The organism is Bradyrhizobium sp. SK17 (assembly GCF_002831585.1).
Lineage (GTDB): Bacteria > Pseudomonadota > Alphaproteobacteria > Rhizobiales > Xanthobacteraceae > Bradyrhizobium.
In genome coordinates this window covers 1,301,831-1,327,759 of record NZ_CP025113.1, presented here as the reverse complement: position 1 = coordinate 1,327,759, position 25,929 = coordinate 1,301,831, and the positions used below count along the sequence as shown (strand labels likewise).

The window sequence follows — 25,929 nt, the reverse complement described above, 5'->3', positions numbered from 1 at the left end:
ATCAGAACGGCCGGACGATTCCGACGCGCGGGATCAACGTCACGATCCAGCCCAGCACAGTCGTCTTGCGATCGTCCGCCGGAATCACCGGCACATCTTTCGAGGCCGGCAGCATTTTCACGGCATGCAGCATCAGGAACATGCAGACCGCCCAGTTCGAGATCCAGCGCGAATAGTCGAATACGGTCACGAACATCACGACATAGCCGGCGCTGATCATGACGAGCGCGGCGAGTACGATCCGCCGATGCAGCTCGCTTGCCAGCGCCTCGATCAAGCGCGCGAAATAGCGCCACAGCGGCGTGTGCAGCCAGATCAGCAGCGCGAACACCGGCACGCCAAGGATGTTCGAGGGCATCCGCGCCCAGGTGTCGGCGAACTCCTTCGACAGCGGCTGGTACCAGATGTAGCCGAACTCCAGCAGATCGGTCCGTGATGGATCGGCCATCCGGCTTTGCAGGTGACGGAGGAATTCGTCATAGGGCACGTCGACGGTGCCGGCGAACTGCGCCACCAGGAACAGGAGGCCGACCGCGGCCAGCGCCACCAGCCCTACGGCCATGTTTCGCGGCGTCGCGCCCTGTACCAGATAGAAGCGCAGCACCACGATCGCGGCGATCGTCGGCACATACATCAGGACGAAGATGTGGTGGATCAGGATCAGCACGATCGAGAACGCAGCCGCGACCAGGACATAGGTGACCGAGCGCGCCGGGATCAGCAGCAGCAGGATCGTCAACGCACAGCCATAGATGTCGAAATGGCCGAGCGTGTGCATGAAGTTCTTCAGGAAGAACGGCGATCCCGCAATGAAAACGAACAGCGGCCAATGCGCGTCGTCGAGGCCGAACGTCCGCTGAAACAGCCTGACGAACAGTCCGAGCGTCACCAGCCAGATCGCGCCGGCCAGCGCGAACACCAGCCACACCGGCACCTTGTCGGTGAACAGCGACACGATCGCGCCGATCAGCGCGCGTTTGGTGAAGCCGTAGTGATAATCGACCAAGAGATGGATGTAGGGGACGAAAGGCGGCAGCGCGATCTTGTGCAGGAACACCCCGACCAGCACCGCCGCGTTGACGGCCAGCATCAGGCGCCAGGGGTTCTGCGTCACCCACAGATTCATTGATCGCCTACTCACGTCGTCCCGGCGAAGGCCGGGACCCATTACCACCGATGGCAGTTTTAGAAGGAATGTCGGCCCGAGTCTTGGTCACTACTGACTTCGGGGGTTATGGGCCCCGGCCTTCGCCGGGGCGACGAGAGGCTGCAACGCCTACAAAATAAACCGGCTGAGATCGGCGTTCTTGGCGAGATCGCCGACATGCCTCGTCACGTAGTCGGCGTCGACCTGGATGGTCTCGCCGTGACGGTCGGGCGCGGTGAAGGAAATGTCGTCCAGCACCCGCTCCATCACGGTTTGCAGCCGCCGCGCGCCGATATTCTCGACGGTGGAATTGACCGCCACCGCGACATCGGCGAGCGCGTCGATCGCGCCGTCGGTGATGTCGAGCGTGACGCCCTCGGTCTTCATCAGCGCGACATATTGCTTGATCAGCGACGCTTCCGGCTCGGTCAGGATCCGGCGCATGTCGTCACGGGTCAGCGCCTGCAACTCGACGCGGATCGGCAGGCGGCCCTGCAATTCCGGCAGCAGGTCCGAGGGCTTGGCGATATGGAAAGCGCCGGAGGCGATGAACAGGATGTGGTCGGTCTTGACTGCGCCGTGCTTGGTCGAGACCGTGGTGCCCTCGATCAGCGGCAGCAGATCGCGCTGCACGCCCTCGCGCGAGACATCGCCGCCGGCACGGTTCTCGCGCACGCAGATCTTGTCGATCTCGTCGAGGAACACGATGCCGTTGTTCTCGACCGCGCTGATCGCTTCCTGCACCAGTTGATCGGTGTCGAGCAGCTTGTCGGATTCCTCGTTGACGAGGATCTCGTGCGAGCCTTCCACGGTCAGGCGGCGGGTCTTGCTGCGTCCGCCCATCTTGCCGAAGATGTCGCCGAGCGAGATCGCGCCCATCTGGGCGCCGGGCATGCCGGGAATCTCGAACATCGGCATGCCGCTGCCGGACGACTGGGTCTCGATCTCGATTTCCTTGTCGTTGAGCTCGCCGGCGCGCAGCTTCTTGCGGAACGACTCGCGGGTCGCCGGGCTCGATCCCGGGCCGACCAGCGCATCCAGCACGCGCTCCTCGGCGGCAAGCTGGGCGCGGGCCTGGACATCCTTGCGCTTGCGCTCGCGGGTCTGCGCGATCGCCACCTCGACGAGATCGCGGACGATCTGCTCGACGTCGCGGCCGACATAGCCGACCTCGGTGAACTTGGTGGCCTCGACCTTGAGGAACGGCGCGCCCGCGAGCTTGGCCAGCCGCCGCGCGATCTCGGTCTTGCCGACGCCGGTCGGCCCGATCATCAGGATGTTCTTGGGCAGAACCTCCTCACGCAGGGAACCGGCAAGTTGCAGCCGCCGCCAGCGGTTGCGCAGCGCGATCGACACGGCGCGCTTGGCGTCGGCCTGGCCGACGATGAAACGGTCAAGTTCGGAAACAATTTCGCGGGGGAGAAGTCGGTCATTGGCTCTAGCTAGGTTGAATTCGTGGTCTCGGCAAGCGGCTGCGTTCCTTGGGCATGTTCCCTGGGCATGGCCGCCTAAAGGATCGGCGGCCCGGCCTGCCACTGCCTGATCGCCTCGAACGGATGGATCAGCATGATGATGTTCAGCGTCAGATTGTCGCGAATGTGGAGCAGCATCACGGTTTCGAAGGCAACGCCGAGCGCGATCGTTGCCGCAATCGGCAGCTTGCGCGCGAGCAGGAAGCCGAAAACCATCGCGAGCGTGTCCGACACCGAATTGACGATGGTGTCTCCGTAATAATCCAGCGAGATCGTGCCGGCGCGGTAGCGCTCGATGATCCAGTTGGAGTTTTCGACGAGCTCCCAGCTTCCTTCGATCAGCATCGCGACAATCAGCCGTGCCGGCCAGGCGAGACGAGGCAGCGCCAGGAAGGTCAGGCCGTAGAACAACAGGCCATGCAGCACATGCGACAGCGTGTACCAGTCGGTGATGTGCTGCGAATTCTCCGAGCTCTGGACCGCGCCATGCCAGAGTTTGACATAGCCGCAGGCGCAGATCGGCAGGCGACCCATCGCATAAAGCAGCGCGGCCTGGAGTGCGAGCAGCGCGGCGGCGATTGCGAACCATTGCCAGGCTGAAACGCCGGCCTCGGGTTTCGGCGCCAGTGTCATGCGTCGCGGACCATCAATAGCGCCGGACCGTCGGGCGTCTCGACCGTGCCGGCTTCCTGAAAGCCCGCCTTCGCGTAGGCGCGCACGGCACGCGCGTTGGCCGGATTGGGGTCGACAACGATGCGTGGCGCGCCTTGCGCCAGCCGTTGCTCGACAAAGGCGCGGATCAGCGCCGAACCGTGACCGCCGGCCACCATGTCCGGTGCGCCGATGAAGAGATCGATGCCGCGGGTGCCGTCAGGTTGGGCACCCAGGCCGCAATTCCACGCCGTCAGGTCGTAGCACTGGATGTAGCCGAAATCGTTGCCATTGGCGGCGACGATGAACTGGTCCATCGCCGGCTCGTCGAGGTCGCCGCTGACGAGCGCATATTGCTCGGCCGGATCGCCCCACCACTCCCGGACATGCGGCTGCGCCAGCCACCGCTTGATCAGCGGCAGGTCGGCCGTCGTCATCGGACGGAAGTGATAAAGGCTGGCCATGCTCAGCCGCCGATCGTCTCGATCGTCACGTTCCGGTTGGTGTAGACGCAGATGTCGGCGGCGATATCCAGCGCGCGGCGGACGATGGTCTCGGCGTCCTTGTCGGTATCGACCAGCGCGCGGGCTGCGGCGAGGGCATAATTGCCACCGGAGCCGATCGCCATCACGCCGCTTTCCGGCTCGAGCACGTCGCCAGTGCCGGTCAGCACCAGGGAGACGTCCTTGTCGGCCACGATCATCATGGCCTCCAGCCGGCGCAGATAGCGGTCGGTCCGCCAGTCCTTGGCCAGTTCGACGGCCGCCCGGGTCAGCTGCCCCGGATATTGCTCCAGCTTGCTCTCCAGCCGCTCGAACAGGGTGAAGGCGTCGGCGGTGGCGCCGGCAAAGCCGCCGATCACGTCGCCCTTGCCGATCCGGCGGACCTTCTTGGCGTTGGCCTTGATCACGGTCTGGCCGATCGAGACCTGCCCGTCGCCGCCGATCACCACCTTGCCGCCCTTGCGGACCGTGCAGATCGTGGTGCCATGCCAGACCGGCAGCTCATTTTGGGATGCTTGCATAGGTTACCTCTCTCAGGCGCAGATTTAGGCGGTCCGGCAGGGGGTTACAATCGGGGGAAATCAGAGCGTTTTCGAGCGAAGCCTGTCCCGGGCTTGATCCGGGATGGGCACCGGTTCGCGTGAAGAAAACGCGTCAAAATTAGATCGGCAAGGAATTTAGGTCACCATGGCCCGAACTTGGGTCATTTCGAGGTCATCCCGCAGTAGCGAAGGTGACATCAGCCTGTTAAAAGACCGGCGTTTTCGGCACGGGAAAGCTCAATCTTCATGCGCACCGCAACCATCAAGCGCAAGACCAAGGAGACCGACATCGAGGTGACGGTCAACCTCGACGGAGAAGGCGTATCCACGGTTTCGACCGGGATCGGCTTCTTCGACCATATGCTCGACCTCCTGGCCCGGCATTCGCGCATCGACATCACGGTGAAGGCGGATGGCGATCTCCATGTCGATTACCACCACACCACCGAAGACGTCGGAATCGCGCTCGGACAGGCGGTCAAGCAGGCGCTCGGCAACATGGCCGGCATCACCCGCTACGCCTCGATCCACATGCCGATGGACGAGACGCTGTCGCGCGTCGTGATCGACATCTCCGGCCGCCCGGTGCTCGTCTTCAAGGTCGAGTTCCCGCGCGACAAGATCGGCGAGTTCGACACCGAGCTGGTGCGCGAATGGTTCAACGCCTTCACGATGAACGCCGGCGTGACTCTCCACGTCGAGACCCTATATGGCGAGAACAGCCATCATATCTCCGAATCCTGTTTCAAGGGTTTGGCGAGGGCGCTCCGGACCGCGGTTGCGATCGATCCGCGCGCCCAGGGCGAGGTGCCCTCGACCAAGGGTCAGCTCGGCGGCTGACATCGACGACATTCGGCGGAGCTTTCGATGCCGGTCTACACAGTGCATGCCCCTGTGGCCAATGGTGCCGATCTTTCGGCGACCGACAAGATCACCTTCGTGCGCGACGGCTTCCATTTCTGGGCCGCGGTCGCGGGCGTGGTCTGGCTGATCTGGAACCGGCTCTGGCTGGCGCTGATCGGCTGGCTCGTCGTCACCTTCGTGATTGATTTTGCCTTGACCAAGCTCGGCGTCGCTCGCGGTGCGATCCTGCTCGTTGACCTGGTGCTGATGCTGTTGCTCGGCCTCGAGGCGGCGAGCCTGCAACGCTGGACATTGTCGCGGCGCAAATGGCGCCAGCTCGACATCGTGGTGGCCGACGACGAGGAGGCGGCCGAGCGCCGCTTCTTCGAGCGCTGGACCGCGCGTCGTCGCGGCCTCGTCAACGACCAGCGATCGGTCGACCGCGGCGGCCCGCCGCCCACCCGGGACGTGCCGGGCCAGTCATTCTCAAAGCCCCCGCCGATGCCGCAAGGCGGCATCATCGGATTGTTCCCAGAGCCAGGAGGATCGCGATGACGGTTGCAATCATCGACTACGGCTCCGGCAATCTGCATTCGGCGGCGAAGGCCTTCGAGCGCGCCGCTCGCAGCATGGAGGATCTGCAAGCCGTCAAGGTGACGCGCGATCCCGACGCGGTGTATCGCGCCGATCGCATCGTGCTGCCCGGCGTCGGCGCCTTTGCCGATTGCCGCCGCGGCGTCGACGCGGTCGACGGCATGCTGGAGGCGCTCACCGAGGCGGTGCGGGTCAAGGCGCGGCCGTTCTTCGGCATCTGCGTCGGCATGCAGCTGATGGCGACGCGCGGCAAGGAGCACGTGATCACCGAGGGCTTCGACTGGATCGGCGGCGACGTCGTCAAGATCGAGCCGCGTGACGAGAACCTGAAGGTCCCGCATATGGGCTGGAATACGCTCGACATGGTGCGCGAGCATCCGGTGCTGGAGCGGCTGCCGCTCGGCCCGAAGGGACGCCACGCCTATTTCGTGCACTCCTATCACCTCAACGCCGCCAACGAGGGCGACGTGCTGGCGCGCGCCGACTATGGCGGGCCGGTGACCGCGATCGTCGGCAAGGACACCGCGATCGGCACCCAGTTTCACCCGGAAAAGAGCCAGCGCTTCGGCCTCGCTCTGATCTCCAATTTCTTGAAGTGGAAGCCGTGATTCTCTTTCCAGCGGTTGATCTGAAGAACGGCCAGTGCGTGCGCCTGGAGCAGGGCGACATGGCGCGCGCCACCGTGTTCAATCTCGATCCGGCGGCGCAGGCCAGGAGCTTCGCCGCGCAGGGCTTCGAATATCTCCACGTGGTCGATCTCGACGGGGCGTTCGCCGGCAAGCCGATGAACGCTCATGCGGTTGAGGCGATGCTGAAGGCCGTCACCATGCCGGTGCAGCTCGGCGGCGGCATCCGCGACCTCGCGACCATCGAGGCCTGGCTCGGCAAGGGCATCACGCGCGTCATCATCGGGACCGCGGCGGTGCGCGATCCGGAACTCGTGAAGGGCGCGGCGAAGACATTCCCCGGCCGCGTCGCCGTGGGCCTCGATGCCCGCGACGGCAAGGTCGCGGTCGAAGGCTGGGCCGAGACCTCCCATGTCACCGCGCTCGAGATCGCGCAGCGATTCGAGGATGCCGGCGTTGCCGCGATCATCTTCACCGATATCGCGCGCGACGGCCTGCTCAAGGGCCTCAACCTCGATGCGACCATCGCGCTCGCCGATCGCATCTCGATTCCGGTGATCGCCTCAGGCGGCTTTGCCTCGATCGACGACGTCAAGGCGCTGCTGGAGCCGCGTGCGAACAAGCTTGCCGGCGCGATCGTCGGCAGGGCTTTGTATGACGGGCGGCTCGATCCCGCCGCCGCGCTGACGCTGATCAAGAGCGCACGAACCGCGGCCTAGGAGGAAACCATGTTCAAGGTTCGCGTGATCCCCTGCCTCGACGTCAAGGACGGGCGCGTGGTCAAGGGCGTCAACTTCGTCGACCTGCGCGACGCCGGCGATCCGGTCGAGGCCGCGATCGCCTATGACGCCGCCGGCGCCGACGAGCTCACCTTCCTCGACATCACCGCCACGCATGAGAACCGCGGCATCATCCTCGACGTGGTGCGGCGGACCGCGGAAGCCTGCTTCATGCCGCTGACGGTCGGCGGCGGCGTCCGCACCGTCGACGACATCAAGACCCTGCTGCGCTACGGCGCGGACAAGGTCTCGATCAATTCGGCGGCGGTCAGCCGGCGCGAGTTCGTCAAGGAAGCTGCCGAGAAGTTCGGCGAGCAATGCATCGTGGTTGCGATCGACGCCAAGCGGGTCAAGCGCGCCGGTGGCTCGGACCGCTGGGAGATCTTCACCCATGGTGGACGAAATGCCACCGGGATCGACGCCATCGAATATGCCCAGGAGGTCGTCGCGCTCGGCGCCGGAGAGATCCTGCTGACCTCGATGGATCGGGACGGCACGCGGCAGGGCTTTGACCTGCCGCTGACCCGCCAGATCGCGGACAGTGTCCCTGTACCGGTTATCGCGTCGGGCGGCGTCGGTAATCTCGATCATCTGGTGGATGGCGTCCGCGAGGGCCATGCCACCGGCGTGCTGGCGGCGTCGATCTTCCACTTCGGGGAATTTACCATTCGCCAGGCCAAGGATCACATGGTGCGCGCCGGTTTGCCGATGCGCCTCGATCCGTAGCGCGTGGTTCGGAAACACAGTGATCTGGGACTCCTTGTCACAAAAATGCTAAGTCCCAACGCAGGGATGGCACAACAGCAGTGCCGGTGCGCATGCTTGAGTTGAGTTGATGTCGCGTTTCACGATCCACGATCTGGCCGCCACCATCGACGCCCGCGCTGCAACGGGCGGCGAGGCGTCCTATACCCGCAAGCTGCTCGACAAGGGCGCGGAGCATTGCGCCAAGAAATTGGGCGAGGAGGCGGTCGAGACCGTGATCGCCGCGGTCGAGAATGACCGCGATCATCTGATCGCCGAAAGCGCCGATCTGGTGTTTCACCTGCTGGTTCTGTTGAAATCACGTGGCGTGAAGCTGGAGGATGTCGAGGCTGCGCTGGAGAAGCGCACCGTGATGTCCGGACTGGAAGAGAAGGCATCGCGCAAGCGCGATTGATCACGGGGAGGGCCTCATGGACATCCGGGCACCAGATCAGCAATACAATCCCTACCGCACCTTCACGCGCCAGCAATGGTCGCATCTGCGCGACGATACGCCGATGACGCTTGAGCCGGGCGAATTCGATCGCCTGCGTTCGATGCATGACCGCCTCGATTTGCAGGAGGTCGAGGACATCTACCTGCCGCTGTCGCGGCTGCTTTCGATCTATGTCGATGCCACCCAGCGGCTGTATTATTCGCAGCGCCAGTTCCTCAACATCCGCGACCGCAAGATGCCCTATATCGTCGGCGTCGCCGGCTCGGTTGCGGTCGGCAAGTCGACCACGGCCCGCGTGTTGCAGGCGCTCTTGGCGCGCTGGTCGCCGCGGCCGAAGGTCGACCTGATCACGACCGACGGCTTCCTGTTTCCCAATGCGGTGCTCGAGCGCCAGGGCATCATGCAGAAGAAGGGTTTTCCGGAAAGCTACGACCTGCCGACGCTGCTGTCGTTCCTCAGCGACATCAAGGCCGGACGGCGCCGCGTGCGCGCGCCGGTCTATTCGCATCTGACCTACGACATCGTGCCGAACAAGTGGGTCGAGATCGACCAGCCGGACATCCTGATCGTCGAGGGCGTCAACGTGCTGCAAACCGGGCGGCTGCCGCGCGACGGCAAGGCGGTGCCGTTCGTGTCCGACTTCTTCGATTTCTCGGTCTATATCGACGCCGACGAGGCGGTGCTGCGCAACTGGTACATCAAGCGCTTCCTGGCGCTGCGTGACACCGCGTTCACCGACCCCCGCTCCTACTTCCACCGCTATGCGCTGTTGTCGGACGAGGAAGCCACCGCGACCGCGATCGCGATCTGGGAGCGCACCAACCTCGCCAATCTCGAGGACAACATCCTGCCGACCCGTCCGCGCGCCACCCTGATCCTGAAGAAGGGCGCCGATCACGTGGTGCAATCGGTCGCCTTGCGGCGGCTGTAATTGTTCGCCACTCAAGCTTGCCACATCACGGCTGTCGTCCCCGCGAATGCGGGGACCCATAACCACAGCCGTTTGCGATTCGCAGGCTGTGGCCACAGCGCGTCGCAAAACCGAATTCGGTGGTTATGGGTCCCGGCCTTCGCCGGGACGACACGGAGTTTGCGGCCTACGCCGCGATATGCCGTGCAGCGGCCAGCGTCGCGAGCGCTTCTTCCAGCTTCTCGCGGTCGAGCGGTTTGATCAAAAAACCATCCATGCCGGCTTCGAAGCAGGCATAGCGGTCCTCCACCAGCGTGTTCGCGGTCAAGGCCAGGATCGGCGTCCGGCGGACGGACTGGCCCGACAGCCCGCCGGACTCGTGGGCGCGGATCTGCTTGGTGGTCTCGATGCCGTTGAGGCGCGGCATCTGGATATCCATCAGCACGAGATCATAGGGCGTGCCCGCCGACGTCGCCGAAAGCCAGGATTCCATTGCCTGCTCGCCATTGGTGGTGATGACCACGTCGTGGCCGAGCCGGGTGAGCAGCGAGCGCATCAAGAGCGCGTTGATCTCGTTGTCTTCGGCGACCAGGATCGAAAGCCCCTTGTCCGGCGGCGCGGATGCCGGCGCAGTGGGCGTTGACTCGGCCTCGATCTCAAGGTTTGGCGTTAGAACGCCTGGCATCGCGAGGCTTGGCGCGGCGATCTCGGGTGACGCGGTCAGGCGCGCGGCGAGCGACGACGCGCGCAACGGCTTGACCAGATAGCCGGTGAGCATGGTCGTCCCGGAGGCCGAGAGGTCCTGCCGCGTCGCCGGCGTGACCATCACGATGCGATGGGCGGCGTGGATGCGGGCGGCGCTGGCAAGCGTTTCCAGCGCCGCCGTGCCGAGCGTGTGGTCGATCAGGACCGCGTGCCAGCTCCGCTCCGGCAGCAGCGCCTCGGCGACGTTGGCATCCGAGACGATGCAGGTCTGGGCGCCCCAGCGCTGCAACCGTCGCGAGATCAGCGAGGCCTCGATGCTCTGCGGCGCAACCAGCATGATCGACTGGCCGGCGAGATCGGGTGCGGTGAAACCGTTGGTCTCGCCGGGATCGGCGGCGGCGAGCGGGATCGACACCTCGAAGGTCGAGCCCGCGCCCGGCGTGCTCGCCAGCCCGATCCGGCCGCCCATCCGCTTGACGATGCGGTCGCTGATCGAGAGGCCGAGGCCGGTGCCGCCATAGCTGCGCGCGATGCGATCGTCGGCCTGCTCGAATTCGCGGAAGATGCGCTGCTGCGCTTCGGGTGCGATGCCGATGCCGGTGTCGCGAACCAGGAAACTGATCTCGTTCGGCCAGATCCCGGGCTCGACGATCAGTGCCACGCCGCCGGTGGCGGTGAACTTGATGGCGTTGCCGGCGAGATTGAGCAGCACCTGGCGCAGCCGTGCCGCGTCGCCGGTCACTTGCAGCGGCAGCCGCTCGTCGACATAGGCGGCGATCTCGATGCCCTTGGCCTGCGCGCGCGGCGCCAGCAGCTCGGTGATGTCCTCGATCAGGCCGGACAGCGCGAAGGCGCGGTGCTCGAGATCGATCTTGCCGGCCTCGATCTTGGAATAGTCGAGCAGCTCCTCGATCAGCGCCAGCAGTGCGTCGCCCGAGGTCTTGACCGCCTTGACATAGGTCGTCTGCTCCGGCGTCAGCTGGGTATCCATCAGCAGGCCGCTCATGCCGATGATGCCGTTCAGCGGGGTGCGGATCTCGTGGCTCGCCATCGCGAGGAAGCGCGACTTGGCGCGGTTGGCGGCGTCGGCCTGATCGCGCGCCTCAGCCAGCGCGCGTTCGCTCTCGGTGCGGTCGGTGACGTCGCGGCCGACGCTCTGCATCTCCGCCGGCGCGCCGGCATCGTTGCGCACCAGGCCTTCGCGCCAGGCGATCCAGCGCGGCCCGAGCGGTCCGTCGATCTTCTGGTCGTAGACCCGCGTGCCGTTGGATTCGAGCGCGGTGTCGCCATGTTCGAGCACCTTGAGCGTCGCGGTGCTGCCGATCAATTCGCTGCGGGAGAGCTGTGCCAGCTCGCAATAGGCGTCGTTGGCGTAGGTGATCAGGCCGTCGAGATCGCGCAGCACGATGACGTCGTCCTGGGCCTCGAACAGCGTGCTGGCGCGCTGCTCCGCCTCCTGCAATTCCCAATTGCGGTCGGCCATCGCTTCATTGTGCTGGGCGATGGTGCGCAACCGCGCGCGCATCAGCCGCAGGCGGATGCCGAGCGTCACGATCCAGAGGCAGGCGAGCGCGAACAGGAAGCTGACGCCGATCGCGAAGGCGTTGGGATCGTAGCCGCTCTGTTGCGAGAGCGCGCCCGAGATGAATCCGAACGCGCCGCCAAACGCGATGGAGAAGATCGTGAAGGAACGGATGATCGTCGCGACCCAGGAGTGGCGCCGCAGGAAGCGGCGAAGGCGCAACTTGATCCGGAAGAAACGCCCCATCAATCGTGGCCCTGAGACAGCGAGATTCGCCGATGAAAATGCGTCGGTCACCTTGCAAAGTGCTTGAAGTTGGTGGCCGTTTCGCGTTGCCCTGACAACAGGGTTAGCGCGAGGTTAACTCCGCCACGAGCCGGTTCGGGACATGCGCGTCGGGCTCGATCGCAGCGGCCTCGAGGCGGCGATGGCCGCCGCGGGCGCTGACGATCAGGGCCGCGGCATCGCGCGCCGAGAACGTCTTCGACTGCACGTAGACGCGGTAGTCGAACGGACCGTCATGCGAAAGATAGATCACCGGACCAGTTGCGGTCGGCTCGCTGGAAATCCCGATCAGCTGCGGCACCGTGTTGCTCTCGCAGGCGCCGGCCTCGGCATCGTCGATGTCGTCGATCACGGTGAAGTCGGCGGCATCAGCGCTGTCGGCAATCCGGACCCGGACGGTGGCAAGGCTCGGATCGTCGGTGAAGCTGACGTGAAGCTGGGCCTGCCAGGGCACCGATGCGATCTGCATCGCCGCACCGCCGACCTCGATGCAGGGCCGGGGACCCGGCAGCAACTCCGCATGGGTAAGCACCGCGGCCACGGCAAGGGGGACCACCGAGGCCAAAACCTTCATACGCAACATGACACAACTCGCTCGACCCAAGCGTCCCGCGGATCGCGGTGCTTATGGTTTGCGGAGCGTAAACAAAACTCGTTACCGCGGGGTTGACGGCGGCGATTGCGGCGCGAATCGCGACAGGACTGACCTGCTCTCACTCGGTGGACCGCTGCCCGCGTCGCCGGTCAACGACCGCTTCACGCCGCGCGACGCAGGTCGTCGGCCAATGCACGATAGGACAGCGCCTCGGCGAGATGCAGCCGGCCGATCGCATCCGCGCCGTCGAGATCGGCGAGCGTGCGCGCCACCCGCAGCACACGGTGATAACCGCGCGCAGTGAGGCGCATGGTGTCGGCGGCTTCGCGCAGCAGCTTCTGGCCGTGCGCATCGGGCTGCGCGATGGTCTCGAGCAGCGAGCTCGGCGCCTCCGCATTGGTGCGGACCTGCGGCATGCCGGCCGCGGCATAGCGCGCGAGCTGGATGTCGCGCGCGGCCGCGACGCGCTTGGCGACCTCGGCCGATCCCTCCGCGGGCGGCGGCAGGATCAGGTCCGCCGCGGTCACGGCCGGCACCTCGATCCTGAGATCGATGCGGTCCATCAGCGGGCCGGAGATCCGCATCTGGTAGTCGGCGGTGCAGCGGTCGACGGGTGCGCGCTTGCAGGAATAGCCGGGCTCATAGGCGTGGCCGCAGCGGCACGGGTTCATCGCCGCGACCAACATGAAGCGCGCCGGATAGGTGACGCGATGGTTGGCGCGGCTCACCGCGACCTCGCCGTTCTCCAGCGGCTGGCGCAGCGAATCCAGCACGCGCGGGTCGAACTCCGGCAGTTCGTCGAGGAACAGCACGCCCTGATGCGCGAGCGAGATCTCGCCGGGCTTGGCGCGCATGCCGCCGCCGGTCAGCGCGGCCATGCTGGCGGAATGATGCGGGCTGCGGAACGGCCGCCGCGCGGTCAGCGCGCCGTCCCGGATCATGCCGGCGACGGAGGCGATCATCGAGACCTCGAGCAGCTCGGACGGCGACAGCGGCGGCAGGATCGAGGGCAATCGCGCGGCCAGCATCGATTTGCCGGCGCCGGGCGAGCCGATCATCAGCAAATGATGTCCGCCGGCAGCGGCGATCTCGAGCGCGCGTTTCGCGCTCTCCTGGCCCTTGATGTCGCGCAGGTCGAGCAGCGCGTCCTCGCGCTCATGCACCTTGGGCTGCGGCCGCCACAGCAGCTGCGTGCCCTTGAAGTGGTTGGCGATCTGGATCAGCGAGTGGGCCGCGATGATCTGGATGTCAGGGCTCGCCCAGGCCGCCTCCGAGCCGCAGGCCGCCGGGCAGATCAGCCCCTCGTCGCGCGAATTGGCGCCGATCGCGGCGGGCAGCACGCCCGCGACGGCTGCGATCGAGCCATCGAGCCCGAGTTCGCCGAGCACGGTGAAGCCGCTGAGCGCATCCGGCGGGATCGCGCCGATCGCCGCCATCAGGCCGAGAGCAATCGGCAGGTCGTAGTGGCTGCCTTCCTTGGGCAGGTCGGCGGGCGCGAGGTTGACGGTGATGCGGCGGGCGGGCAGCGCGAGGCCGGAGGCGATCAGCGCCGAGCGCACCCGCTCGCGCGCCTCCGACACCGCCTTGTCGGGCAGGCCGACGATCGCAAACGCCGGCAGTCCCGGCGCGACCTGCACCTGCACGTCGACCGCGCGGGCCTCGATCCCCTCGAATGCGACGGTGGAAACCCGCTGGACCATGCTGCCCCTATCTTCCGCACGCGAGGGTAGCGGAGCCGGGCGACAAGCGCAAGAACATTACAGGAACATTCGTCAGGCGCGCGCCCGGTACCAATCCACCGCGCGGCGGTCTGCCACGGCCGGCGCGGATGTCGCAGCCATTGCCCGCCGCATGAAGCGCGCCGGTTGGCGTGAGTTGCAAACTACACTGCCAACAACCCAGAGAATCGTTCGGCGCGCGCGACGCTGTCGCGCACATTGTCGCAGCACGTCGACGATTTCCTTTTTGTTTCAGCGATCGCACGCCGACTGCGCGCGCAGTCTCGATCTATTCCAATCGCCGAGGTCTGTACGCGCGCGCCCCGCACTGTAGAGCCGGATCACAAATCCATTCAGGCTGACATCAGGGGCGCCTTCGCGTGATCGACCGACTTGCTTCGCATTCCATTCGCCAACATCCGCTGCTGCGAACGATCGGTCTGTGCACCGCCGCCGTCCTGGCAACCGGCGTCGCGGTGGAACGTGCCGAGGCGCAAACCGAACTGCCGCCGGTAAGCGTGGATGCGCCGGGCCAGCGCGCGGCGGCTGCGAATGCAAAGCCGGTTCGTCGCGCGACGACCACGCGCGCGAACCGGACCAACCGCGCGGCTCGATCGCAGCAGGCGGCGACCGAATCGCCGGCGCAATCCGTCGCGGGTGCCGGCGAGCGCGCCGGCGGACCGGTGGTCGGATTCGTTGCCACGCGTTCGGGGACGGCGACCAAGACCGACACGCCGCTGATCGAAACCCCGCAATCGATCTCGGTGATCACGACGGACCAGGTCAGGAACCAGGGTGCGGAATCGGTGGGCGCGGCGTTGCGCTACACCGCGGGCGTCAGCGGCGACGTCAATGGCGGCTCGGATACCCGCTTCGGCGGCTTGCAGATCCGCGGCTTCGACATGACGATGCCCGGCCTCTATCTCGACGGGCTGCGGCTGCCGAGCAGCAACTATGTTCACTTCCTCGGTCTCGATCCCTATGGCGCCGAGCGCCTCGAAGTGCTGAAGGGGCCTTCTTCCGCGATGTTCGGCGGCAGCGGCACCGGCGGCATCCTCAACTATGTCAGCAAACTGCCGACCGCGCGTGAATTCGGGGAAGTGTCGCTGTCCGGCGGCAGCTTCAACCGCTTCCAGGGCGAGTTCGATATCGGTGGCCGCGCCAACAAGGAAGGCACGGTGCTGTGGCGCCTGACCGGCGTCGCGCGCGACGGCGAGACCCAGGTCGATTACACCAAGGACAACAGGGTCTTCATCGCGCCCGCCGTCACGGTGAAGCCGAACGAGGACACCACGATCACCTTCCTGGCGAATTATCAGAAGGAGCGGACCGGCTGGGGCCTCCAGTTCCTGCCGCCGTCCGGCACGGTCTGGGCCAACAATGGCCGCTTCATTCCGAACACGCGGTTCGTCGGCGAGCCCGGCTTCAATCAGTTCGACACCGAGCAGACCTCGGTCGGCTACATGCTGTCGCACGACATCAACGACGCGCTGACCTTCCGCCAGAACCTGCGCTACTCGTGGATGCACAACGAGCAGAGGAGTTTCTACGGCGCCGGCTACGCGTCGGCGGCCGACGAAGCCGCGGGCCTGCTGTCGCGCGGCGGCGCCGGCGGCAACTCGACGATCAATTCCTTCGCGGTCGACAACCAGCTGCAAGGCAAGTTCGTCACCGGCATGCTGAGCCACACCACGCTGTTTGGCATCGACTACCGCAACACCTCGTTCCGCGACATGGCCTCGAGCTTCAGCACCGGCAAGATCAACGTGTTTGCGCCGGTCTACGCCAACAGCTGGACCAACAACGGACCGTATGACGACACCGGCATTACGCAGTCGCAGGCCGGTCTTTACTTGCAGGACCAGATCAAACTCGGCCGGTTGTCGTTCCTGCTCGGCGGACGGCAGGATTTCGTCACCACGGACCTCGACAACAACCTCGCGAAGACCTCGACGTCGACCGACGCCTCGGCGTTCACCGGCCGCGCCGCCGTGATGTACAATTTCGACAACGGCATCGCGCCCTATTTCAGCTACTCGGAATCATTCCTGCCGGTGCTGAGCATCAACTCCGCCGGAGAGCTGCTGAAGCCGGAAAGCGGGGTGCAGTACGAAGTCGGCGTCAAGTACCAGCCGGTCGGTATCAATGCGCTGATCACGCTGGCGGCCTTCGACCTGACCCGGTCCAACGTCGTCACCTACGCGCCGCCATCCTACTTTGCGGAGCAGACCGGCGAGGTCAGGTCGCGCGGCGTCGAGCTCGAGGGCACTGCGACGCTGGCCGAGGGCGTCAACATCCGCGGCGGCTACGCCTATGTCGATGCGGTCGTGACCAAGGATCCGGTCAATGTCGGCAAGGCGCCGACCACCGTGCCGCTCAACCGCTTCTCGCTGTGGGGCGATTACACCGTTCAGGGCGGTGCGTTCGCCGGCGTTCAGTTCGGCGGCGGCGTCCGCTATGTCGGATCGACCTTCGGCAACGAGGCCAACACCTTCAAGGTGCCGGCGTCCACGGTCGTCGATGCGCTGGTCGCCTACACCAGGGGCAATTATCGCCTCTCCCTCAACGTCACCAACCTCGCCGACACGCGTTACGTGGCGGCCTGCTACGGCAATACGAGCTGCTTCTACGCAGAGGGTCGGAAGGCGATCGCCAAGCTGACGTATCGCTGGTGAGGGGTCCGCACAACATGCCGAGATCCCCATGAGACCGATCCTTGGACGACTGCATCGCTGGGCGGGACTGCTCACCGCGGCGTTCCTGTTCTTCTCCGGCGTCACCGGCGCCATCATCTCGTGGGATCACGAGATCGACGACATCCTCAACAAGAAGCTGTTCGAGGTGACCAGCGCAGGACCTGCGATTCCGTCGGTGGAGCTGGTCAAGCTGATCGAGCAGCGCGATCACCGTGCCCGCGTGGTCCACATGTTCATGACCCCGGAGAAGGGCGAATCGCTGTGGTTCTTCGTGCTGCCGCGGATCGATCCGCAGACCGGCAAGCGCTACACGCTCGACTACAATCAGATCTTCCTCGATCCGAACACCGGCGCCGAGCTCGGTCGCCGCTATTGGGGCGCGGTCTGGCCGGTGAGCCGGGAAAACTTCGTCTCGTTTCTCTACAAGCTGCACTACACGATGCACATTCCCGAATTCTGGGGCAGCGATCGCTGGGGAATGCGGTTCCTCGGCATCATCGCCGTGATCTGGACGATCGATTGCTTCGTCGGCTTCTACCTGACCTTGCCATCGCGGCGCCGCGCCAGGGCCGAGCCGGCGTCGGCGCTACCGGCCGCCGCGCGCAAGGGCTTCTGGACCCGCTGGGCGCCGGCCTGGAAGATCAAGATGTCGGGCAGCGCCTATCGGGTCAATTTCGATATCCATCGCGCCTTCAGCCTGTGGACCTGGGCCCTGCTGTTCGTGATCGCGTTCACCGCCTTCTCGCTCAACCTTTATTTCGAGGTGTTCTCGCCGCTGATGAAGACGGTGTCCAACTACACGCCGACCCCGTACGAGCAGCGACCGTACCGCCATCTCGACGATCCGATCGAGCCGAGGATGACCTATCCGGATATCGCAGCGCGGGCCGCGGCCGAGGGCAAGGCGCGCGGCTGGACGACGCCGATCGGTTCGATCAACTATGGTCCGGCCCATGGCGTCTATGCGGTCGCATTCTTCGAGCCCGGTGGTGAACACGGCGCCGCCGGCGTCGGTCCGGCGCAGCTCTATTACGACAGTGAAGACGGCCGTCCGCTGGGCGAGCGGCTGCCGTGGGTCGGCACCGCGGCCGACGTCTTCGTGCAGATGCAGTTCCCCTGCATTCCGGTCGCATCGCCGGCCTGCCCGGGCGCATCCTGATTTCCCTGATGGGTCTGGTGGTCGCGGCCCTGTCGGTGACCGGCGTGGTGATCTGGTGGCGCAAGCGTCGGGCGCGGATCGGTGCGCGAACGGGGGCGGTCAGTGGAGCCAGCCGGCGCCTCGCGCCGGCCGAATAGACGCCGTCTCGCCGCGTCATGCATTGCGCAAGATCAGGTTGAGATGGAACGGCGTCGAAAGTTCACCTCTCCCTTGGGAGAGGTCGATTTGCGCAGCAAATCGGGTGAGGGGTTCCGGTCTATCGAGAGAGCAAGAGCCCTCACCGGGCACATCGCACCGACCGCTCCCCGCCGGCGAGAGGTGGACCGAGACCGCGCCCAACCGATGCAACCAAAACTCAGCGCGCTTTGGCGTGCATGGCCCGATCGTGCATTCGGGAGCAGCAGCCGCTCCCGAATGCCTCGTCGTCGTCAGGACGTCACAGCGTCATCTGCATCGGCTCGGGATAATAGTGGTAGCCCTCGCCGGCCTTGGCGACGTGGCCGTAGCCCGGCCAGGCGAAGTGATAGGACATGACAGGCGTCCTGTTCACGGCCAGCGTCTCCAGCAGCTTGACCCGCGAGGCCGCCGCCTGCTTCGGATCGGTGTCGTAGGAGAACTCCATCCGCGGCCGCTCCAGCAGAAGCACCGCGTGATGCGACAGGTCGCCGAGGAAGGCGAAGGATTTGCCGCCCGAGCTCACCATGAAGATGGTGTGGCCCACGGTGTGGCCGGGCGCCGCGATCGCCTGCACACCGGGCAGGAATTCCTGGCCATCCTTGAAGAACACGATGCGGTCGCGCACCGGCAGCAGGTTCTTGCGGGCGTGCACGACAAAGTCCTTCAACGGACTGCCCATCTTGCCTTCGTCGGTCCAGAAATCGAGATCGCTCTGCGCGATGTAGTACTGCGCATTCGGGAACAGCGGCTTGTTGTCGGCATCGACGATGCCACCGATGTGGTCGATATGCGCGTGCGACAGCACGACGGCGTCGATGTCCTCCGGCTTGATGCCGGCTTCCTTCATGCTCTTCTGCTGCCGCCCGGTGGTCGGGCCGAACGCCTGCGAGGTGCCCATGCCGGTGTCGAACAGGATCAGCCTGTCGCCCATGTTGACGATCGGCGAGTTCTGCTCGAGCACGACATTGTCGGGCGAGAGGAAGTTGTCGGACAGCATCTTCTTCACCTCTTCCTTCGGCACGCCGGTGAAGGTGCCGGAGGGATCGCCGAGCGGAAGCGGGCCGTCGGAGACGACGGTCACTTCGGCGTCGCCGAGCACGAAACGGTGCCAATAGGGAGTCTGTGTGCCGAGCTTCGGCGCACGCGCCTGCGCGGTGCCGCCGAGGAGTGTGCTGGCGCCGAGACCGGCGCCGAGCGCGAGCAAGGATCGTCGTGAGACATTGAGCGTCATAACGTTCTTCCTCCACAATTTTTATGAGATTGTCGCGTTGTCGCCCGCGTTGGCCCGCCGCTTGACCTGACGCAGGCAACAGGATGCTGCGCTCGCCGGCGCAAGCTGGCAAGTAGAATAAGGCGAACGAATGCGCGGTTGAAATCTAGGTGGATTTCAACCGGCATGTGCGGCGCACAACAGAGCTGTTATTTGGCGGCGCGCTTCTTCTCGATGGTATCCCAGATCATCGCTGCGACGTCGGGGCCATTGAGCCGTTGAATGGCGCGGATGCCGGTCGGCGAGGTGACGTTGATCTCGGTCAGATTGCCGTCGATCACGTCGATGCCGACGAACAGCAGGCCACGCTCGCGCAGCGCCGGTCCGAGCGTCGCGCAGATTTCTCGCTCGCGATCCGACAGCTCGGTCGCCTTGGCCGCGCCACCGCGCACCATGTTGGAGCGCAGGTCATCCGCCGCCGGCACGCGGTTGACGGCGCCGGCGAACTCGCCGTCGACCAGGATGATGCGCTTGTCGCCATGCTTCACCTCGGGGAGGAAGCGCTGGATCACCCAGGGCTCCTTGAAGGTGACCGAGAACATGTCGAACAGCGAGCCGAAGTTCATGTCCTGCGGCATCACGCGGAACACCGCGGCGCCGCCATGGCCGTGCAACGGCTTCATGACGACCGCGCCGTGCTGGTCGCGGAAGGCGTTGATCTCGTCGAGGTCGCGCGAGATCAGGGTCGGCGGCATCAGCTGCGGGAAGTTCATCACGAACAGCTTTTCCGGCGCGTTGCGCACGCTGGCCGGGTTGTTGACGACAAGGGTGTTTGGATGGATGCGCTCCAGAAAGTGCGTCGAAGTGATGTAGGCGAGATCGAATGGCGGATCCTGCCGCAGCAGCACGACGTCGAAGCCGTTCAGCGCCTCGCGCTTTGCTTCACCGAGCGTGAAATGATTGCCGACCTCGTCGCGCACGGTGAGCGGCTGCACCGGCGCCACCAGCTCCTCGCCGCGCAGCGACAGCTTGTCGGGCGTGTAGTAGGAGATGCCGTGGCCGCGCTTCTGCGCCTCGAGCAGCAGCGCAAAGGTGGAATCGCCGCGGATGTTGATGCGCGCGATAGGATCCATCTGGACGGCGATCTTCAATTTCATAGGTGTGTCCCGCGAGGTCTGAGGGTAGCTTCAAGGGCTTGCGTCGAATGCCGCTAACAGATGGCGCGGCAGGCTCTTCGGCGCAATCAGCACGGCGTCGAATCTGAGATCAAATTCGGCATGTTCGGGATGCGCCATCAGCCAGGCCTGGGCGGCATTGACGATGCGCTGCTGCTGGCGCGGCGTCACGGCATAGGCGGCTTCATCGAGGCTGGCACGGGCCTTGACCTCGACGAAGGCGACGAGATTGCGCTTGCGTGCGACGAGGTCGATCTCGCCATAGGGCGTGCGGAAGCGCCTTGCCAGGATGCGATAGCCCTTGGCGATCAGAAGCGCCGCGGCGCGGCTTTCGGCCGAGATGCCGGTGCGGAATGCGGCGACGCGCTCCGGCGAGGCGCTGTCAGTCTTGGCACTACCGGGCTTCGCCATCGCCGTCCCCGGTCGATTTCGCCAGCTCGAGCGCGCGCGCATAGACCTCGCGGCGCGGCCGGCCCGACAGCTCGACCGCGTGGGCGACCGCATCCTTGACGCTGCCGCGGGCGAGTTGCGCGCGCAGCAGATCGTCGAGCGAATTCTCGTCCATCACCCCGGCATCGTCGGCCGGCGGCCCGATCACCAGCACGAACTCGCCGCGGGTCTCCAGCGCGTCCGCGCCGGCTGCAAGCTCGGCGACCGGTGCGCGCTTGATCTCCTCGTGCAGCTTGGTCAGCTCGCGGCAGATTGCCGCATCACGCCCGGCCATGATCGCGGCGAGGTCGCGCAGCGTGTCCTGCACGCGATTGCCGGATTCGAACATCACGAGCGTCGAATCGATCCGGGCGAGCTCGCTCAGCCGCGCGCGGCGCGCGTGCTCCTTGGCCGGCAGGAATCCCTCGAAGAAGAACCGGTCGGTCGGCAGCGCCGCGACCGATAGCGCGGTCAGCACCGATGACGGCCCGGGCACCGCAATGACGGCATGCCCGGCGGCGCAGACCTCGCGTACCAGCTTGAAGCCGGGATCGGAGATCAGCGGCGTGCCGGCGTCGGACACCAGCGCGATCGCGGCGCCCTGTGCCAGCCGCTCCAGGATCTTGGGCCGCGCTTGCGCGGCGTTGTGCTCGTGATAGAGCGCGAGCTCGGCACTGATCGCGTAACGCTCGGTCAGCCGGCGGGTGATCCTGGTGTCCTCGCAGGCGATGACGTCGACGCCGGCCAGCGTCTCCAGCGCGCGCAGGGTGATGTCGGCGAGATTTCCAATCGGGGTCGCCACCAGATGCAGCCCGGGTGCAGCCCTTGGCGCGGCCAGTTGCTGGCCGCCGATCGAAAAGGTCTTGGCCAAAGTCTTGGCCGCAGCGCCCGCCGTGGCGTCCGGATGGTGGAGGGAACTGGCTTTTGCGCGCATAATGCCAATCTAAAGGGATGGCAGCCCTTGCGCCACATCCGCATCGCGGCGGCGGACGGCTTGCCGGTCACGAGAAATGGAAGCCGCGGCAACGGCGCCGCAGGGACATAATCCTTTTGTTTTAGTTAACTATTCGCCGACAATATGCCTGAATCCACCCGCCTCATCCGAGCCGGATGGAGTCCTGGCCGATCCCGGTCGGCCAAGAGAAGAGAGACGATGGCAGGCCCGCATCACCGCACGTCACTGCCGTCGGGCACGACCCGGCGGACCGCGCTTGGCCTCCTTTTGGGCGCGCCGCTGCTGACGGCCTGTTCGGGCGTCCAGCAGAGCCTGAGCCAATTTTCCAGCGGTAACCCCGAGGCTGGTCCGTCCGGCCCGCCGCAACAACCGCAGGCGGTCGGCACCGGGCAGGTCAAGATCGGACTGATCCTGCCGCTGTCGGCCGCCGGCAATGCTGGGCTCGCCGCCCAGTCGATGCGCAACGCGGCGGAAATGGCGCTCGCGGAATTCCAGAACCCGAACATCCAGCTCCTGATCAAGGACGATGGCGGCAGCCCGCAGGGCGCCGGTCAGGGGGCCCAGCAGGCCTTGGCGGAGGGCGCGGAGATCATCCTGGGACCGCTGTTCGCTGCCTCGGTGCCTCCCGTTGCACAACTGGCGCGGCCACGCGGAACCTCGGTGATCGCGTTCTCCACCGATTCGAGCGTGGCCGGCCACGGCGTCTATCTGCTGAGCTTCCTGCCGGAGTCCGACATCAACCGGATCGTCGATTACTCCGCCAGCATCGGCAAGCGCTCGTTCGCCGCGATGGTGCCCGACAATGCCTATGGCAACGTGGTCGAGGCCGCGTTCAAGCAGGCGGCCGGGCGCAAGAACGGCCGCGTCGTCGCCTTCGAGAAATATGGCGCCGATCGCGCGGCCGCGGCGCGGACGGTGGCGCAGGCGCTTGGCCAGGCCGACGCGCTGTTGATTGCCGACGATGGCGATTCGGTGGTCGCGACGGCCGACGCGCTGACCGCGGCCGGCGCCAATCTGCGCAACATCCAGCTGCTCGGCACAGGTCTGTGGGACAATCCGCGGGTGTTTGCGAGCCCCGCCTTGCAGGGCGGCCTCTATGCGGCCCCGGATCCCTCCGGCTTCCGCAGCTTCGCCGGCCGCTACCGCGCCAAATATGGCGGCGAACCGGTCCGCACCTCGACGCTGGCCTATGATGCGGTGGCGCTGATGGCGGCGCTGGCGCGCACCCAGGGCGCGCAACGTTTCGCGCCGGAGACGCTGACCAATCCCTCCGGCTTTGCCGGCATCGATGGTCTGTTCCGCTTCCGCTCCGACGGCACCAATGAGCGCGGCCTTGCGGTCATGAAGGTGGCGTCCGGCGGCGGCACGCCGGTAGCAGGCTCGCCGAAGAGCTTTGGGGCCTGATCGTCGTCCGGCGGTCGAGCTGCCTCGCCGAGCGCCGGCGCCCTGCTTTGCATGGGGTTGTTTTCGATATTTAGGCCGCGAGATCCGCGACCACGGCGTCGAGCACCGGAAATCCCGACTTGGTCACGCGCAGCCGGCCGTCGGCATCGACCGCGATCGCACCCTCCTCACGCAGCAGCGTGATCCGCTGCGGATCGAGCGCGCGGCCGGAGAGCTGCGCATAGCGCTTCGGATCGATACCCTCGACCAGCCGCAGTCCCATCAGCAGGAACTCGTCGGCGCGCTCTTCGCTGTTCAGGCCGTCATCGCTGACGACGCCATGGCCGCGTTCCTCGACGTTCAACAGCCAGGCTTCGGGACGCCGCTCGGTCGCGGTCGCATGCCTGACGCCATCGATGTCGAGCCTGCCATGCGCGCCGGGACCGATGCCGGCATATTCCTCGCCGCGCCAGTAGACCAGATTGTGCTTGCACTCCACGCCGGGGCGGGCGTGGTTGGAGATCTCATAGGCCGGCAAGCCCTCGCGGGCGCAGACCTCCTGCGTGACGTCGTAGAGTGCGCGCGACGTCGCCTCGTCCGGCGTCTGCAATTTGCCGGCGGCGTGCAGTCCGAAGAACGGCGTGCCTTCCTCGATCGTGAGCTGATAGAGCGACAGATGCTCGGCGGCTTCCGAGATCGCCTGCTTCAATTCATCGGCCCACATCAGCGGCGTCTGGTCTGGACGGGCGTAGATCAGGTCGAATGAATAGCGATCGAACGCCGAGCGCGCGATCGCGACCGCGTCGAGCGCCTCGCGCGCCGTATGCAGGCGGCCCAATGCCTTCAGTGACGCATCGTCGAGCGCCTGCACGCCGAGCGAGACGCGGTTGACGCCCGCGGTGCGATAGCCACGAAAGCGCGTCGCCTCGACGCTGGTCGGATTGGCCTCCAGCGTGACCTCGACGTCGCGTGCGACCGACCAGTGCTTGCCGATCGCATCGAGCACGGCGCCAACGGTCTGCGGCTGCATCAGCGAGGGCGTGCCGCCGCCGAGGAAGATCGATGTGACTTCGCGTCCCGGCACCCGCGCGGCGGTGGTCTCGATCTCGCGGGCGAAGGCGCGCACGAAACGATCTTCGTCGACCGGCGCATGCCGGACATGGCTGTTGAAATCGCAATACGGGCACTTCGACAGGCAGAACGGCCAGTGCACGTAGACGCCGAATGCTGTTCGTTCAGCGTGGCTCAAGGCAGATCTCCGCGAGCTTCACGAAGGCGCGGGCGCGATGCGACAGGCCGAGCCCGTGCGGCGGCAGGCCGTGCTTCTCGATGCTGGTCATCTCGCCGAACGTCCGCGTGTATCCGTCAGGCAGAAACGCCGGATCATAGCCGAAGCCGGCGGTGCCGCGTGGCGGCCAGACCAGCGTTCCGTCGACACGGGCCTCGACCTCTTCGAGATGATCGTCGGGCCACGCCACGCACAGCGCCGAGACGAAATGCGCCTTGCGCTGCTCGGATGTTGTGGCGCCGCGCTCCTGCAACAGGCGTTCGATCCGCGTCATCGCCGCCATGAAGTCCTTGCTCTCGCCGGCCCAGCGCGCCGAGTAGATTCCCGGGGCGCCGTCGAGCGCGTCGACCACAAGGCCAGAATCGTCGGCGAAGGCCGGCAAGCCGGTCGCCTTCGCCGCGGCGATGGCCTTGATCGCCGCATTGGCGCGAAAACTGTCGCCGGTCTCCTCGGGCTCGGCAAGGCCGAGTTCGCCGGCCGACACCGCCTCGACGCCGTGCGGCGCCAGCAGTTCCCGCATCTCGGCAAGCTTGCCGGGATTATGGGTGGCGATGACGAGCCTTCCGGTGATTCGGCGATGCATGACCAATCAGACTACGCCACCGCGATCTTTTGCAAGTCGACCAGACGCGCGACACCTTTGCGCGCCAGCGCCATCAGCGCCAGCAATTCGTCCTGCGAGAACGGCGTCTTCTCGGCGGTGCCCTGCACCTCGATGATGCGGCCGTCGCCGGTCATGACGAAATTGGCGTCGGTGTCGGCCTCGGAATCCTCGGCATAGTCGAGATCGAGCACCGGCGTGCCCTGGTAGATGCCGCAGGAGATCGCCGCCACATTGTCGCGCAACACGTTGGCCTTCAGCATGTTGCGGGTCTTCATCCAGTTGATGCAGTCGGCCAGCGCCACCCAGGCGCCGGTGATCGAGGCGGTGCGGGTGCCGCCATCGGCCTGGATGACGTCGCAATCGACCGTGATCTGGCGCTCGCCGAGCGCTTCGAGATCGATCGCCGCGCGCAGCGAGCGGCCGATCAGCCGCTGGATCTCGACCGTGCGGCCGCCCTGCTTGCCGGCGGAGGCCTCGCGGCGGGTGCGTTCCAGCGTGGCGCGCGGCAGCATGCCGTATTCGGCGGTGACCCAGCCGCGGCCCTGGCCCTTCAGCCATGGCGGCAACCGCTCTTCCAAGGTCGCCGTCACCAGCACATGGGTGTCGCCGAACTTCACCATGCAGGAACCCTCGGCATATTTGACGACGCCGCGTTCCAGCGACACGGGACGCAGTTCATCGGGTGCACGGCGGCTTGGCCGCATGAAATCCTCCAAAAATCCCAGAGATATGGCTGGGCGTGCTTGTAGGAGGGGGAAGG

General features: G+C 65.9%; 23 protein-coding genes and 2 pseudogenes. 10 read left to right on the top strand and 15 right to left on the bottom strand.

What is annotated here, in order from left to right:
* Position 1: 1 nt before the first annotated feature.
* The 5 genes and pseudogenes from CWS35_RS06135 to hslV form a co-directional block, all read right to left on the bottom strand.
* Positions 2–1,126, bottom strand: a complete 1,125-nt coding sequence (locus CWS35_RS06135) for a hypothetical protein (protein WP_100951314.1) — start codon at positions 1,124–1,126, stop codon at positions 2–4.
* 150 nt (positions 1,127–1,276) lie between these two features.
* A pseudogene (hslU, locus tag CWS35_RS06130) lies at positions 1,277–2,580 on the bottom strand (ATP-dependent protease ATPase subunit HslU).
* Positions 2,581–2,655: 75 nt separating this feature from the next.
* On the bottom strand, positions 2,656–3,252 hold the full coding sequence (locus CWS35_RS06125; RefSeq protein ID WP_100951312.1) for a DUF2585 domain-containing protein: 597 nt from the start codon (positions 3,250–3,252) through the stop codon (positions 2,656–2,658).
* Entirely contained in the window at positions 3,249–3,734 is a 486-nt protein-coding gene (locus tag CWS35_RS06120; protein ID WP_100951310.1) for a GNAT family N-acetyltransferase, read from the bottom strand. Before CWS35_RS06120 ends, CWS35_RS06125 begins: the two co-directional genes overlap by 4 nt.
* Positions 3,735–3,736: 2 nt before the next feature.
* Complete coding sequence (hslV, locus tag CWS35_RS06115; protein ID WP_024583062.1) at positions 3,737–4,294, bottom strand: ATP-dependent protease subunit HslV; 558 nt, start codon at positions 4,292–4,294, stop codon at positions 3,737–3,739.
* A gap of 267 nt (positions 4,295–4,561) precedes the next feature.
* Here hslV and hisB point away from each other — a divergent pair, with 267 nt between their 5' ends.
* The 7 genes from hisB to coaA all read left to right on the top strand — a co-directional run bounded on the left by hisB (position 4,562) and on the right by coaA (position 9,289).
* Positions 4,562–5,155 carry an imidazoleglycerol-phosphate dehydratase HisB gene (gene hisB, locus CWS35_RS06110; RefSeq protein WP_100951308.1) on the top strand — a complete coding sequence of 198 codons (594 nt, stop codon included), beginning with the start codon at positions 4,562–4,564 and terminating at the stop codon, positions 5,153–5,155.
* 27 nt (positions 5,156–5,182) lie between these two features.
* Positions 5,183–5,713: a DUF2628 domain-containing protein gene (locus CWS35_RS06105; protein ID WP_024583060.1), complete on the top strand. Its 531-nt coding sequence runs from the start codon at positions 5,183–5,185 to the stop codon at positions 5,711–5,713.
* Positions 5,710–6,360, top strand: coding sequence for an imidazole glycerol phosphate synthase subunit HisH (gene hisH / locus CWS35_RS06100; protein WP_100951306.1), 651 nt, complete (start codon positions 5,710–5,712; stop codon positions 6,358–6,360). Before CWS35_RS06105 ends, hisH begins: the two co-directional genes overlap by 4 nt.
* A complete protein-coding gene (gene hisA / locus CWS35_RS06095) occupies positions 6,357–7,097 on the top strand; it encodes a 1-(5-phosphoribosyl)-5-[(5-phosphoribosylamino)methylideneamino]imidazole-4-carboxamide isomerase (RefSeq protein WP_024583058.1) in 741 nt (246 codons plus the stop codon). The genes hisH and hisA overlap by 4 nt, the downstream gene beginning before the upstream one ends.
* 9 nt (positions 7,098–7,106) lie before the next feature.
* Positions 7,107–7,883 (top strand): imidazole glycerol phosphate synthase subunit HisF, encoded by a 777-nt coding sequence (gene hisF, locus CWS35_RS06090; protein WP_024583057.1) that lies wholly within the window; start codon positions 7,107–7,109, stop codon positions 7,881–7,883.
* A 109-nt stretch (positions 7,884–7,992) separates the two neighbouring features.
* Positions 7,993–8,316 (top strand): phosphoribosyl-ATP diphosphatase, encoded by a 324-nt coding sequence (locus tag CWS35_RS06085; protein ID WP_024583056.1) that lies wholly within the window; start codon positions 7,993–7,995, stop codon positions 8,314–8,316.
* A 16-nt stretch (positions 8,317–8,332) separates the two neighbouring features.
* Positions 8,333–9,289 carry a type I pantothenate kinase gene (gene coaA / locus CWS35_RS06080; RefSeq protein WP_024583055.1) on the top strand — a complete coding sequence of 319 codons (957 nt, stop codon included), beginning with the start codon at positions 8,333–8,335 and terminating at the stop codon, positions 9,287–9,289.
* Between the two features lie 166 nt (positions 9,290–9,455).
* Here coaA and CWS35_RS06075 read toward each other — a convergent pair whose 3' ends face one another.
* The 3 genes from CWS35_RS06075 to CWS35_RS06065 all read right to left on the bottom strand — a co-directional run bounded on the left by CWS35_RS06075 (position 9,456) and on the right by CWS35_RS06065 (position 14,075).
* Positions 9,456–11,741, bottom strand: a complete 2,286-nt coding sequence (locus CWS35_RS06075) for a response regulator (RefSeq protein ID WP_100951304.1) — start codon at positions 11,739–11,741, stop codon at positions 9,456–9,458.
* A gap of 103 nt (positions 11,742–11,844) precedes the next feature.
* Complete coding sequence (locus CWS35_RS06070; protein WP_168226276.1) at positions 11,845–12,363, bottom strand: hypothetical protein; 519 nt, start codon at positions 12,361–12,363, stop codon at positions 11,845–11,847.
* A gap of 173 nt (positions 12,364–12,536) precedes the next feature.
* Positions 12,537–14,075 (bottom strand): YifB family Mg chelatase-like AAA ATPase, encoded by a 1,539-nt coding sequence (locus tag CWS35_RS06065; protein ID WP_100951301.1) that lies wholly within the window; start codon positions 14,073–14,075, stop codon positions 12,537–12,539.
* 701 nt (positions 14,076–14,776) lie between these two features.
* Here CWS35_RS06065 and CWS35_RS06060 point away from each other — a divergent pair.
* Together CWS35_RS06060 and fsrB are read left to right on the top strand one after the other, a co-directional pair.
* Positions 14,777–16,768, top strand: coding sequence for a TonB-dependent siderophore receptor (locus CWS35_RS06060; protein ID WP_100956078.1), 1,992 nt, complete (start codon positions 14,777–14,779; stop codon positions 16,766–16,768).
* 28 nt (positions 16,769–16,796) lie between these two features.
* A pseudogene (gene fsrB, locus CWS35_RS06055) lies at positions 16,797–18,085 on the top strand (siderophore utilization protein FsrB).
* Positions 18,086–18,384: 299 nt separating this feature from the next.
* Here fsrB and CWS35_RS06050 read toward each other — a convergent pair.
* The 4 genes from CWS35_RS06050 to rsmI form a co-directional block, all read right to left on the bottom strand.
* Complete coding sequence (locus CWS35_RS06050; RefSeq protein WP_100951299.1) at positions 18,385–19,356, bottom strand: MBL fold metallo-hydrolase; 972 nt, start codon at positions 19,354–19,356, stop codon at positions 18,385–18,387.
* A gap of 188 nt (positions 19,357–19,544) precedes the next feature.
* Complete coding sequence (gshB, locus tag CWS35_RS06045) at positions 19,545–20,492, bottom strand: glutathione synthase (RefSeq protein WP_024584252.1); 948 nt, start codon at positions 20,490–20,492, stop codon at positions 19,545–19,547.
* 30 nt (positions 20,493–20,522) lie between these two features.
* Entirely contained in the window at positions 20,523–20,921 is a 399-nt protein-coding gene (locus CWS35_RS06040; RefSeq protein ID WP_024584253.1) for a YraN family protein, read from the bottom strand.
* A complete protein-coding gene (rsmI, locus tag CWS35_RS06035; RefSeq protein ID WP_100951297.1) occupies positions 20,905–21,873 on the bottom strand; it encodes a 16S rRNA (cytidine(1402)-2'-O)-methyltransferase in 969 nt (322 codons plus the stop codon). Before rsmI ends, CWS35_RS06040 begins: the two co-directional genes overlap by 17 nt.
* A gap of 219 nt (positions 21,874–22,092) precedes the next feature.
* Between rsmI and CWS35_RS06030 the strand changes: the two genes are divergently transcribed.
* Positions 22,093–23,298: a penicillin-binding protein activator gene (locus CWS35_RS06030; protein ID WP_024584255.1), complete on the top strand. Its 1,206-nt coding sequence runs from the start codon at positions 22,093–22,095 to the stop codon at positions 23,296–23,298.
* Between the two features lie 70 nt (positions 23,299–23,368).
* Here CWS35_RS06030 and hemW read toward each other — a convergent pair whose 3' ends face one another.
* Genes hemW through rph form a run of 3 tightly spaced genes read right to left on the bottom strand, consistent with a single transcriptional unit; the run spans position 23,369 to position 25,873 of the window.
* Positions 23,369–24,526 carry a radical SAM family heme chaperone HemW gene (gene hemW, locus CWS35_RS06025; protein WP_100951294.1) on the bottom strand — a complete coding sequence of 386 codons (1,158 nt, stop codon included), beginning with the start codon at positions 24,524–24,526 and terminating at the stop codon, positions 23,369–23,371.
* Positions 24,513–25,148, bottom strand: a complete 636-nt coding sequence (gene rdgB / locus CWS35_RS06020; protein ID WP_100951292.1) for an RdgB/HAM1 family non-canonical purine NTP pyrophosphatase — start codon at positions 25,146–25,148, stop codon at positions 24,513–24,515. The genes hemW and rdgB overlap by 14 nt, the downstream gene beginning before the upstream one ends.
* Before the next feature lie 11 nt (positions 25,149–25,159).
* Positions 25,160–25,873: a ribonuclease PH gene (gene rph, locus CWS35_RS06015; RefSeq protein WP_100951290.1), complete on the bottom strand. Its 714-nt coding sequence runs from the start codon at positions 25,871–25,873 to the stop codon at positions 25,160–25,162.
* Positions 25,874–25,929 lie beyond the last annotated feature (56 nt).